The sequence below is a fragment of the Xanthomonas arboricola genome (genome assembly GCF_003353015.1).
Taxonomy (GTDB): Bacteria; Pseudomonadota; Gammaproteobacteria; order Xanthomonadales; family Xanthomonadaceae; genus Xanthomonas; species Xanthomonas arboricola_E.
The window spans coordinates 231,849-243,885 of the sequence record NZ_QREM01000001.1 but is presented as its reverse complement, the minus strand read 5'-3'; the positions used below and the strand labels follow the sequence as shown (position 1 = coordinate 243,885).

Annotated in this window: 13 protein-coding genes; 3 read left to right on the top strand and 10 right to left on the bottom strand. The window is 63.2% G+C overall.

From position 1 onward, the window contains the following. The first annotated feature begins 59 nt into the window (after positions 1–59). Positions 60–1,643, top strand: a complete 1,584-nt coding sequence (locus tag C0541_RS20830; protein ID WP_238601232.1) for a hypothetical protein — start codon at positions 60–62, stop codon at positions 1,641–1,643. Positions 1,644–1,727: 84 nt separating this feature from the next. Here the strand turns inward: C0541_RS20830 and C0541_RS01100 are convergent, their stop codons facing one another. Next, positions 1,728–2,249, bottom strand: coding sequence for a lytic transglycosylase domain-containing protein (locus C0541_RS01100; RefSeq protein WP_429001326.1), 522 nt, complete (start codon positions 2,247–2,249; stop codon positions 1,728–1,730). 424 nt (positions 2,250–2,673) lie between these two features. Between C0541_RS01100 and xopA the strand changes: the two genes are divergently transcribed. Further along, on the top strand, positions 2,674–3,042 hold the full coding sequence (gene xopA, locus C0541_RS01095; RefSeq protein WP_115045335.1) for a XopA/Hpa1 family type III secretion system protein: 369 nt from the start codon (positions 2,674–2,676) through the stop codon (positions 3,040–3,042). A gap of 80 nt (positions 3,043–3,122) precedes the next feature. Here xopA and sctC read toward each other — a convergent pair whose 3' ends face one another. From sctC to C0541_RS01050, 9 genes are all read right to left on the bottom strand, one after another. Further along, entirely contained in the window at positions 3,123–4,949 is a 1,827-nt protein-coding gene (gene sctC, locus C0541_RS01090; protein WP_115045334.1) for a type III secretion system outer membrane ring subunit SctC, read from the bottom strand. A 171-nt stretch (positions 4,950–5,120) separates the two neighbouring features. After that, positions 5,121–5,951: a type III secretion system export apparatus subunit SctT gene (gene sctT, locus C0541_RS01085; protein WP_115045333.1), complete on the bottom strand. Its 831-nt coding sequence runs from the start codon at positions 5,949–5,951 to the stop codon at positions 5,121–5,123. Further along, complete coding sequence (locus C0541_RS01080; RefSeq protein ID WP_115045332.1) at positions 5,948–6,457, bottom strand: type III secretion protein HrpB7; 510 nt, start codon at positions 6,455–6,457, stop codon at positions 5,948–5,950. Before C0541_RS01080 ends, sctT begins: the two co-directional genes overlap by 4 nt. After that, positions 6,450–7,778 (bottom strand): type III secretion system ATPase SctN, encoded by a 1,329-nt coding sequence (sctN, locus tag C0541_RS01075; RefSeq protein ID WP_115045331.1) that lies wholly within the window; start codon positions 7,776–7,778, stop codon positions 6,450–6,452. Before sctN ends, C0541_RS01080 begins: the two co-directional genes overlap by 8 nt. After that, a complete protein-coding gene (gene sctL / locus C0541_RS01070) occupies positions 7,768–8,469 on the bottom strand; it encodes a type III secretion system stator protein SctL (RefSeq protein ID WP_115045330.1) in 702 nt (233 codons plus the stop codon). Before sctL ends, sctN begins: the two co-directional genes overlap by 11 nt. Continuing rightward, complete coding sequence (locus C0541_RS01065) at positions 8,454–9,083, bottom strand: type III secretion protein HrpB4 (RefSeq protein ID WP_115045329.1); 630 nt, start codon at positions 9,081–9,083, stop codon at positions 8,454–8,456. Before C0541_RS01065 ends, sctL begins: the two co-directional genes overlap by 16 nt. A 9-nt stretch (positions 9,084–9,092) precedes the next feature. Further along, complete coding sequence (gene sctJ, locus C0541_RS01060; RefSeq protein ID WP_115045328.1) at positions 9,093–9,857, bottom strand: type III secretion system inner membrane ring lipoprotein SctJ; 765 nt, start codon at positions 9,855–9,857, stop codon at positions 9,093–9,095. Position 9,858: 1 nt separating this feature from the next. Beyond that, on the bottom strand, positions 9,859–10,254 hold the full coding sequence (locus tag C0541_RS01055; RefSeq protein ID WP_115045327.1) for a type III secretion protein HrpB2: 396 nt from the start codon (positions 10,252–10,254) through the stop codon (positions 9,859–9,861). 33 nt (positions 10,255–10,287) lie between these two features. Further along, on the bottom strand, positions 10,288–10,743 hold the full coding sequence (locus C0541_RS01050) for an HrpB1 family type III secretion system apparatus protein (protein WP_115045326.1): 456 nt from the start codon (positions 10,741–10,743) through the stop codon (positions 10,288–10,290). A gap of 214 nt (positions 10,744–10,957) precedes the next feature. Between C0541_RS01050 and sctU the strand changes: the two genes are divergently transcribed. Next, complete coding sequence (gene sctU, locus C0541_RS01045; RefSeq protein ID WP_115045325.1) at positions 10,958–12,031, top strand: type III secretion system export apparatus subunit SctU; 1,074 nt, start codon at positions 10,958–10,960, stop codon at positions 12,029–12,031. Positions 12,032–12,037: the final 6 nt, after the last annotated feature.

The window sequence follows — 12,037 nt, the reverse complement described above, 5'->3', positions numbered from 1 at the left end:
ACAACCCCGCAAGCCCGGGCGGCAGCACGCCGCCGTTTCTCCCACAGCGAGGACATGCCGTGACGAAGATTCCTTCAGCTAGCACTTCGCAGCCACCGCGATCGACAAGTGAAGAAGTGGTCATCGAAATGCCGCCACTACAAGGCCGCAACCAGACACCGCCCCCTGTGACGGATCCTGCACTATCGGGTCTGGCAAGCAAGCCCTCAGGACGACGCGGCAATTCGGACCATAGGAAAGGATCTGGCAGCAGCACCGATAGAAACCAGCACACCGGTGAGAGCCCGCTGCTACATGCCTCAGGCGCGTCGATGCTGCATGGCAACGAGAGCACGAGCGAGCGTTTCTTCGACGCCATAGACTCTTTTGAATCATTCGATCCACCTTCCATTCCCCATCAACACGCTGCACCACGCGATCCGCAAGTGCACACATCTGCAACAACCACCCCGACAACACGCACCGAGCGTGTGGGTGCACTGGCGGCATCGATACGATCAGGCGCAACGCATGGCGTGCGCGTCGTCCTTGGACCGACCGCCACCGCGGTGATGGCCGCAGCGCGTGGCGCACTGCCCATCAGTGTCGACAAGCAATACCTGGGCGCAGTGTTGGGGCACATGGTGCACCAGTCCACTTCCGTTGGGCCGACCACATTCGCGCGCGAGTTGCTGGGCGAAGGATTGTTTGCCGCTCTTCGCCAGCTCCCACCCGAAGCGGTCGTTGCCATGCAGGCTGTGTCGGGTACGCTGCAGATGGCGCTGCATACATTGCGACGCAACCGCGAGAAACGCAACTTGGATGCTGCAGCGCGAGGTTTCCACAATCTCAGTCACGAACAATGGGATGCTTTGTCTGAAGACGAACGCGACGACAAGAAAGCCGAGCAGCAACGTTACTCGGATCTGGTCACCCGCCTCGCGCTGGGTGGCATCCTGAGCAACATCGCCGTGGGTGCGGCCGGCAAGGCGTCCGGCGAACCGGAGATGGCGGCCAGGCTATTGGCCAGCGACCTGAAGATTGCCGCCTATGCGGCAGCCCGCGACACCATCCAGGCAACATTCAGCATGGTGGGAATGCGCGGCCCCACCAATGGCGGAGTCAGCGATCCGCACATCACCAGCGCTGGCAGGTTCTACGGCATGGCCAACGTGCTGACTAACCTGGCATCGAACGAGCTGGCATCGCCGAACTTTGCAGCAGCCAGGGAGCGCTGGGCCGGGTTGAACTCGCCTTTCACCAAAGGCGAGGCGACCAGTGTCATCTTTCGTCAATCAGCCGTGACCACGGCCTTGAATGTAAGCCTGGAGACCATGGACTGGATCAACGTCACCCAGCACGAAGCCGACGAAGCCGGGACGATGCAAATCTGGGAACCCGCGTGGAAGGGCAAGCGAGAGGACTACGAGCGGGTCCTGGATCATTCGGTCGCGCGCACGGCCGCCATCAATTCCAATATCGCGCTTGGCACCGCCATCAACATGATTGGTGCCTGGGTCGGGTTGTCGCCTGCACGCAGCGCATTGCTCGCCAATACGATGTCCGGCGTGGTCGCCGGCATGCAATATAAGACCATCGGCGCCACCTGGCAGGCCGACGCAGCGGTCCGCGGAGCCGAAGCGTCTCGCGTGCAGGCGGGGTAAGCACAACCCTCAAACTACCGCGCCTGCCACCCGGCAGGCACGGTGGTGCGCTGCACTACATGCGTCGCTGCAGTCGCAACAGCGTCATTCGATAATCACGCCGCGTCTGATCAGAATCGCGTGAATGGCATGGGCATATTTATCGCGCTCTGCTGGCGTTTCAGAATGATAGGCGCCCACAGCGGCCCAGGTATTTCCATACTTGTTAGTCATCTCGCGCAGCCGCCATGCCGCCACATACACGCTGACGCAGGGATGCATCAGCGCGTCCCTGGAAATTCCGTAGCTGGAAAGACGCCGCAGGTGGATTGAATTGATCTGCATTTTTCCGTAATCGATCGTACCGTTGTCATTGCGATGGATCGCATCGGCACGGCCACGTGATTCTTGCCAGGCAATGGCGCGCAGTACCCATGGATTGACATGTTGATAGCCTGCGGCTTCTTCAAAGCAGTCTGCGCGTGCAAGCGGTGCGGCGCACAGCAGTGTCGCTGCAATCAATACGTGTCGCCCAGGCGCGACAGCAAGCCAGGGCCGGACTGCGTACCATCGCTCGCTCACACGCATGTTCCTGGAGAGCGCGGCCCAATGCTGCGGACGCCACATACGCGTGCCGTACACGGACGGGCACTTGGTCGCCTCGGTATCTGTCATGTCTGTCACCTGATCGTCGTTGGATTCATCAACCCAGCGAAGCAACACGCACTCCGGTTGATCCATCGCTCCACTCGAGCGCAGCACCATAACGGCGCTTTTCACACGCATGCATACCTCGGACGAAGCGCCTATGACATAAACGAAATCGAGGTACGTATCGCTGTTATATAGGTTTCCCCTAGCGTTTTCCCCGCATTTTTTGGCGGCCAGGTTCGCAAGAAAAAGCGCACTTTCGCGTCCTGGCCGATGTTTCCCAGTTGCCTCTTCTACCTTGCGGTCGGGGGCGGCACAGCGCTCCCGTTGCGATCTTGCCGATGCAGCTTTCCGGCAATCCGCGATGTATCCAGTTCACCCACTTGAGACGGGAATCACCATGGACTCATCCATCGGAACAAATTTTTCGAATACCAGCACCTTGCAGACGATGGGCATCGCGCCCCAGCAAGCCCAGGATGCCAGTCAGCGTTCGCCCTCGGCTGACTCCGAGCAGCAGCTGGATCAGCTGCTCGCCATGTTCATCATGATGATGCTCCAGCAGAGCCAAGGCAGCGATGCCAATCAGGACTGTGGAAACGAACAGCAGCAGGACGGCCTGAGTCCGTTGACGCAGATGCTGATGCAGATCGTGATGCAGCTGATGCAGAACCAAGGCGGCACCGGCATGGGCGGCGGCGCGTCGGCTGGCACCGGCATGGGCGGCGGCTTCAACACCAACTTTTCGGGTCTCAGCGGACAGGCTTGATAGGCAGGGCGTGCAGGCTGCCGCGTGATGCGGCAGGCTGCACGTTTCTTACAGCATCAACGGCACCCCCGACACGTTGCTCAGGGCGAGACGATATGCGGGGTCAGCAAAAACAACCGCTGCAGACGCTGTCCGCTCTGCTGGCGATGCTTGAACAGGTTGCCGACCACTGGAATCTTGGACAGCCCGGGGACCTTGTTCAAGGCGGTCTGATCGGTATCCTGCGCATAGCCGGCGATCAGCAGGCTCTGGCCCTCGTTGACGAACGCCTGCGTAGTGATTTCACTCGAGGTAATGACAGGAATGCCATCGACGGTATTGTCGCCCAGCTGCCCGTCTTCGATGCGCACATCCAGGCGCATCTGCCCATTTGGCGAACCCGGCACCACACTCGGCAAGACGCGTAGCGACACGCCTGCAGACAGGTTGTAGAGGTCTGCGGATGCATAACCGCTGACACGCACGAATGCCTGCTGCTTGTGATCCATCACCGCTTCCACGTTGTCCAGCGTCGCCACCTGCGGCGTGGACACGATCTTGGCCTTGTCGGTCTGTTCGAGCGCCGAGACGCGCGTCATCAGGTACCGCCCTGCGTCCCCCAGGACCGCCGTCAGCGTGCCCCCCAAGGGCACGTTGGCACCTGTAGCGGCCGCACCGCTCAAGCTGCCATCGTAGCCAAGCTGGCCGCCTCGCCCGTCGCCGGTCTGTACGTCCACCCGCCGGCTATGGAAACGCCAGTCGACGCCGAGATCCTGCAAGGCGCCGTCGCGGATCTCGATGATGGTGGCATCGATCTGCAGCAGCTTGGGCCGGTTGTCGAGTTGCTGGATCAATGTGCCATAGGCGGCCATCCGCTCCGGGCGATCGCGAATGAGAATGGCGTTGGTGCGCGGATCGGCTTCGATCACCGGCGCGTCGGAGGCCGGCTCCCCAACGCTGCCGGCGTCCACCGACACTGTTGCATCGCGGCGGGCCTGGCTCATTTCCGGCCACACGCTGGCCGGCGCATTTGCGCCGTTGCTATTGCCCGGCAATGGCGGGCTGACCGGCACCCGATCGGACGACGACGCACCACCGAACCACGATGCAGGCAATCCGAGGATACCCGTGTTGCTGCCACCGCCATTCTGGCCCTGTCCACCGTTGCCAAAAGTGTTGGATGAGCCACCGCCGATCGGTTGCAGCCGCCCGAAATTCGCGCCCGGCCCGGCCAGCGCTGCTGCGGGCGCACCACGCACGCCGTACATGCTACGCAACAGGCTGGCCATGCCCGGGACCTGGACGTCCTGCCCAGCGATGCGGGTGCTGTGATCGGCTGCCTGCGCATAATGCAGCTGAAACACCTGCACTTCGGTGGCGTCGCGTTGGCGCGCGCCTTGCTCGACCTGCTTGGCGATCGCGGTGACGGTATCCACATACCCCGGCGGGCCGGACACCACCGCCACGTGCGCTGCCTCGTCGTAACGAACCGGAAAGCGCGGATCGTCCAGCCGCATACGCGCAAGCGCATCGCGCAACGCACGTGTCGACGCGGCGCCCAGATTCAAGGTCGCATTCTTCGTTTCGTTGGCGCCCCAGATTCTGAGCACGGCGCCGTCGTAGTACCAGACGAAGCCGAACGTCGCCGACAGATCGTCGAGGAATTTCTGCGGGCTGGCGTCGAACTTGCCGCTGAGCGTGCCGGTCACCTCCGGTGAAATCCAAGTGGTGACGGATTGGCTGGCGGAAAGGTCGCGCAGCACTTCCTTGAGATCCTTGTGGTCGGCAACGTATTTGAAGGTGCGCGAATGCCACGGCACCTGCGCGGCATTGGCTTGCGGGGGCAGCAGCGGCAGCAGGCCGAGCAGCAGTGCTGCGGCCAATGGCGCGCGTCGGCGGCGGTGAACTGGAGGATAGGCATATGCCATGGCGTTCCCTCTGCGAGGCAGTGAAAGAAGTCGTTAGGGCCCCTGGAATGCAGGCGTCGGCCGGAAGTGCGCACAGGATGCCGCCGAGCCGCGCGCAAGGACTTCGGCCGTAAATCCAGTGGTCATGCGCACATTGTAGGCAGCGCACCACTGGGAATGTCTCAACAAAGATCAGTGCGATGCGCCTCCCTTACCACTCATTTGCGCGGCATCGTGCAGCTGCTGCTGGAAATGCAGGAAGCCCAATGCGTCACCGAATTGCGCGATGAACACGCTGGTCAGCAAGGCGAGCAGGAGCAACGCCAGTACCCCACGAATTGGTTGACTCAAATTCGAAGGTTCAAGCTTGTCGGCGGCGCGCGCCACAAAGCCGATGGCCAGATCAACCAGCACCAGCACCAACATCACCGGCGCTGAAAGCTTGACAACTGCCGCCATCATGTCGTCCGTCTGCTGGATGACGAACGACTCGGCAACTGCGCCGATGTCGGGCGACAGCTGGCTAAGCGGCCACCAGCGAAACGATTCGAACAACGCACCGAGCAGCATCAACATGCCGCCCAGCGCGTAGAACGACACGATCGCCAACTGCGTCAATACCGTGGAGACTGGCGTGCTCTGCTGCCCGCTGAGCGGATTGGTCATCTGCACATTGTTGTAACCGGACAAATCGTCGATCAGCAGGCCCACGCTCTCGGCGATCCAGAACACCGTCGATGCGGCAAAGCCGATCAGCAGGCCGATGAAGGCTTCCTTGAAAACCACTCCCACCAGGCCAGCCGCCTGGATCCTCGCTAGCGCATCGGCCGGTTGCCCATATGCGATGAACGAACTCAGCACATAGATCGCGCCGTTGCGCGCCATTCCGGGAAGGCTGTCCTGCGCGGTTGCCGGCAACACGGAGAACATCACGAACACACGCACCCCGCATAGCGCCAGTAATGTCACTAACGGCAGACCCTGCGATGAAAGTGCCAGCAGCGCGTTGGCGGTGTCGTTCATCGTGCCGCCCCGCACGCGGCACGATGCGCGCGTCGAGCAACCAACGCTTCGACCGCGTCTTCTTCCTCTGCTGCTTCGCGGTGCGCTTGCCGGGCACGGCGCGCACTGACAGCTTTTTCTGCATATACCTGCGCCTGTGCCTGCAGCTTGCTCAGCGCCTGTTGCACGGACGTGAGCTCATCGCGTGCACTCTGCAGGGCTTGGCTGGCCATCGCCAGCGCTTGCTCCGCGGCGCGACAGCGCTCTTGCAGCACTACGCGGAAGTGCTCGTGCTGCAGGATGGTGGCGATACCGATCGGCTCACCCGTACCGGCCTGGTCGACCAGTGCAGCGTCGAACGTAGCCAAGCGCGTGGTGCAGGCGTCGGCCTCCTGACTGCAACTGGCGCGTTCACGCTCGCACTGTTCCAGCGCATGCTTGCAATCGCCCAGGCGCTCCTGCATGCGCTCGCAGCGGCGCGTCTTCAGCTGCTGCAATGTTGTCCAGGTGTCGGCGTGCTCACGCATCGTCGATAACGCTGGCAAGCTGCTCCAGCGTGGTTTCATAGTCGCTGAGCTGATCGGTGGGCTGGCCGAGGAAATCGCGAATCGCATCGATCCTGGCGATTGCCTGATCGGCGACTGCGTCGCTGCCCTGGCGGTATTCGCCGACCTGCAGCAGGGTCTCCACATCGTTGTACTTGGCCAGCAGGCGCCGCAACTGGCCGGCGTCCTGGCGTTGCTGTGCGGAGACGATCTGGCTCATCACCCGGCTCAGGCTGCCCAGCACGTCGATGGCCGGGTACTGGTTCTTGGCAGCGATCTCGCGCGAGAGAATCAGATGCCCATCCAAGATACCGCGCATTTCTTCGGCGATCGGATCGCTGCCGGTGTCGTCCTCGGCCAGCACTGTGTAGAACGCGGTGATCGATCCGCTCTCGCCCATGCCGGCACGCTCGAGCAGACGCGGCAGCTCGGCAAACACCGACGGTGGAAAGCCGCGCCGCGTCGGCGGCTCGCCGGCGGCCAGACCGATCTCGCGTTGCGCGCGGGCAAAGCGGGTCAGCGAGTCCATCATCAGCAGAACGCGCATGCCCTGATCGCGAAAGTACTCGGCGATGGCGGTGCCGACGTAGGCGGCCTTAGCACGCTCGATGGAGGAGCGATCGGAGGTCGCGCACACCACCACGCTGCGTGCCAGGCCCTCTTCGCCAAGAATCATCTCGATGAACTCGCGCACCTCGCGCCCGCGCTCGCCGATCAGCACGATCACGTTGACATCGCATTCCGTGCCGCGCGCCAACATGCCCATCAAGGTACTTTTGCCTACGCCGGCTGCAGCAAAGATGCCCATGCGCTGGCCTTCGCCCAGCGTCATCAAGCCATCGATGATCCGCACGCCGGTCGGCATAGGGTGTTCGATCAACCGCCGGCGCATCGGGTCGGGCGCCTGCGCCTGGATCGGTACCCAGGTGTCGCTAGCGACCGGTCCCTGCCCGTCCGCCGGCTCGCCCAGGCCATCGAGCACGCGTCCCAGCAGCGCCGACCCGATCGGCACCGCCAGTGGCCGCCCCAATCCGATCACACGCGTCTCGCGCGACAACCCGACCAACTCGCCGAACGGTGCCAGCAAGGCGAGATTGCGACTGAAGCCCACCACCTCGGCGCGCTGCAACACGCTGCCATCGCGCTGGCGCAACTCGCACACCTCGCCCAGGCTGACCTGTACACCGGCCACCTTGAGCATGGTGCCGATCACTTCGACTACCTTGCCGTAACGGCGACCGAACGCGAGCGCCGCCAATTCCCCTTCGAGCGTCGTCTCCAGCAGCGGCATCTCAGCAAGCATCCGACACCGCCTGCGGCGTGGCCAACACCCGGCGAATGACGCGCCCGAGACTGCGTAGCTGATCGCGCAGATCCGACTCGAACACGCCGGTATCCCATTCGCACACGCAGGCGCCCAGGGCCAGATTTCCGTCGCCGCACAGCTCCACCGGCATGCTCCAGCCTGCGCCCGCCGCGGCCGCATCGAAGGCGCGCCGTGCGTCGTCCAGCGCATCGGGATGCACGCTCACCCGCAGGGCCTTCGCCTCGTCCAGGGCGCCCTCCAATGCGTGTGCCGCACGCGCATACAGCGCGACGGGATCATGCCCGTGGACGACCTGTTCGCAGGCGCGCGCGACGATCTCGGCCAGGCGCGCGCGCGCGCGCTGCGCGGCCGCCTCGGTGGCGAAGGCATGGCGCAGGCCGCGCTCGTTCCACGCATCGAGCTGCTGGCGCAGCCCGGCTGCATAGCCCAGGCGTGCGCTGCGCTCTGCCTTGTTCCGGGCATCGTCGAGGATCGCCTCGGCCTGCTGTTGCGCCTCGTCGATCAGCGCCTGTGCACGTGCCTGAGCCTCGGCCAGGGTCTGCGCGCAACGTGCGTGCACCTGCGCGGTTGCCGCATCCAGTGCCAGCACCGAGGCCAACGCCTCGCGCGGAATGACATCGCCGTCCAGGCCGACCGCCTCGGGTGCGGACCTCAGCCACAGACGCATGGCAGCTCCGGCAGCAGGGTGGGAAGCGCGTGCAGAAATGCAGTGCTCTCGCCGTCTGCAGCGACAGGCGCGACCTGCGCGGCGCCCAGCGGCAAGGACAGCGCCAGCAGCTTGGCCACGCCGGGATCGGGCCACACACCATCGGCCTGCATCCGACGCCAGCCATCGCCGATCCATGCGGCCTGATCGGCATCGCGCGGCAAGAGCAGCACCCGAAGGCCAGTGACCGCGCGCTGGCGCACATGCTCAAGTACCGCTGGCCCCACACGCTGCTCGAACCAACCCAGGCGCTCGCGCTCGATGCAGCGGCGCAGCGCCAGTCCGCGCGAGAATAGGGCGCGGCTGATCAGGACCTTGGCCAGCGAGGCGGGTGTGAGCAGGACCAGCGTGCTAGCCGGCTGTTCGAGCGCCGCTAGCGGCAGGCCCGACCACCCCGACCAGGCCTGGATCACCCGCAAACGGCGATGCACAGGCGCCTGCGCCCAGCCCATCGCTGCGACCGGACCAAGCCAATGCGCTACCCGCTCGGCATCCAGCGATTGCGCCAATGCCGCCAGCATGGCCGCCCAGCGTTCAATCCACCGTACTGTGTTGTCGATACGTGCGTTGTCCATCCGCTGACCTCATCCGGCATTTTTTCTGGTCAACGCACGCAGCCGCTGCCAGCCGCCCCAGCGGCGCGCATCGGCGCTCGGCCACCAATACAGCGCTGCCGCGGCAAGCGCCACGCAGAGCGCCAACGCGCTTCCGACCAGCCATGGCCAAGGCCAGGAACGTGGCGGCGCCGATGCGTCGAACTGCGCATCGCTCTCCGCACCGCCCGGCACCAGCGTGACACTCACGTTTTCGTAGGTGAGTCCTTCCACGCTGTGCATCACCAGCGTCTTGATGCTGGGCACCAGCCCGGTCAGGTCGCTACCAACGCGGAATTTGATGAACACCGCGGCGCTGGAGGGCTTGACCGATGCCGAGAGCGGGTCGTTGTTGGGGAGCACAATTTCCACATCGGCCGCGATCACGCCATCGATATTCGACAAGGTCTGCGAAAGCTGCTGCGACACGCCATAGATGAAACGCACGCGTTCTTCGGTAGGCGTGGAGATCAGGCCGTCTTTCTTGAACATCTCGCCAAGATTGGCGTGCCGCTCATGCGGCATGCCATGCGCGCGCAGCACGTCCAGCGAATACGACACCTGATCGTGCGGTGCATTCACCGCCCAGGTCTTGCCATCATCCGGTGTGACCTTTTCCGCATCCACACCGGCGCGCAAAAGCACCGCGAGCATGTCATTGGCATCGATCTCGGTGAGCCCGGAATACAGCTGCTGGCTGCAGGCAGCCAGCAGCAGTGCCACCAGCACCACCACCACGCATCTGAGCGCGCGCATGCTATTGGTTCTTGAACAGTGTCTGCACGGCGTTCTTGCCCGACTGCGCCACGCCGACGCTGACATTGAGGTTGAAGCCGACCATCGTGAGCTCGTGCATCAACTTTATCTGTTGCGCCGTCATTTCCTGCAGCCCCATGGTCGGCGCCTGCATGCTGAAGGCATCGATATGCTCGGCCACGGTTCGCACACCATCGTTCTGCACATCGATCACCCTGCTCACCATACTGGGTTCGCCCGCACGCTGCATGGCAGGCGGCAACGGATTTGAAGACTGCATCAACGCTTGAAAGCGGCTGACCAGCGCCTGGTTCGGCGCCGCCGCCGTCGGCGACAACGCTGGCGTGGAAACACCGCTACTTGCGGTGATCGGTGGGACGGGCGGAATGAGCGTCATGACTTGCTCCGGCAGGGTCGGGTCTGGCGATGCTCAGGCGCGCAGATACTGCGCGTTGGGAATTTCCATCTGTATCGAGGCTTCAGTCTGCGCTTCCACTGGCTCGGGCGTCGGGGTGTAGCGCCCGGACAGCGCCTTCACCAGGCCGACCGCGTCGGCATCGGCGTCTTCTTCGATCAGCCCCTGTGCAACGCCATGCCACGACTGATCGCCCACCGCAAACAGGCAGCAGGCGTACAGCGCCTTGCACAACGGTTTAGAGCCCGCATCGGCCTCCAGCTCACGCAGCAGGCGGGCGCCCTCCAGATAATCACCGCGTTTGATCGAAATCCACGCATCGAAAGTATCCAGCGCCTTCAGCTCTGGCCGCAGCACGCGCACCGCTGCCAGCACCGCTGCAGCCTCGTCGATTTTTTCGTGGGTCAGCCCGACCGTGATCAGCTCGATCAGACCACTCACGACCGCGCCTGGGCATTCCATCTTTTCCATACCGCACCTCGTCATTCAATGGCTGTGGACAGCATGCTGTGCATAACGCTACGCGTCCGCACCAAGCAGAACGTTTCAGAAGCGAACATCGGAACACCCTGGCGAACAAACCTTGCCGACTTCGCCCACCCACGCACACGTTCGCCTCAAAAGCGGATTGCCCGACGACCGCTCAACCACAATCGGCACGCAGCAACGGTGGCCGGAGAGCGCCATGTCGGATGAGAAAACCGAGAAGCCGACCGAAAAGAAACTGCAGGATGCGCGCAGGGATGGGGAAATCCCGATCAGCCCGGACGTAACCGCAGCTGCGGTGCTGCTCGGTGCCCTGTTGGTGATGAAACTGGCTGGCACTTACTGTGTGGAACACATGCGTACATTGATGTCGATCGGCTTCGATTTCACCGCCAACACCCGCGATGCAGCAGCCATGAACCGTGCGCTCGCTCGCATCGGCACTGAGGGCTTGTTGCTGGTATTGCCGTTCATGGTCGCCTGCCTGGTGGCTGGAGTGATCGGCACGTTTCTCCAGACCGGTCTGAACGCCTCGCTCAAACCGGTGACGCCCAAGTTCGATTCGCTCAATCCCGTGAACGGGGTCAAGAAACTCTTCGCGTTGCGAAGTCTCATCGACTTGCTCAAATTGGGCATCAAAGCCATGTTGATCGGCGTGGTGATGTGGTTTGGGATACGCGCGCTCATGCCGATGATCATCGGGCTTGCCTACGAGCCAACGCCTGACATCGCCCAAATCGGCTGGCGTACGCTGGGCACGCTATGCGCCCTGGCGGTACTGGTCTTTGTGCTGGTTGGTGCAGCGGACTGGAGCATACAACGCTGGCTATTCATTCGCGACAAACGCATGAGCAAGGACGAGCAGAAGCGCGAACACAAGGAGAGCGAAGGCGATCCCGAAGTGAAGGGAAAGCGCAAAGAATTCGCCAAGGAACTGGTCTTCGGCGACCCGCGCGAACGTGTCGCCAAGGCCAAGGTGATGGTGGTCAACCCGACCCATTACGCGGTCGCACTCGCCTACGAACCGGACGGCTTCGGCTTGCCGCAGGTGGTTGCCAAGGGTGTGGACGACGGTGCGCTGGAACTGCGCGCATTTGCGCGCAACCACGGTATACCGATCGTTGCCAATCCGCCTCTGGCACGTGCTCTACATCAGGTCGATCTGGGCGATGCAGTGCCCGAGTCGCTCTTCGAAACGGTGGCAGTGGTGTTGCGCTGGGTCGATGAACTGGGCCGCGACCACGACGACGGCAGCAGCCCGCTGTCCTGCTAGGAGATC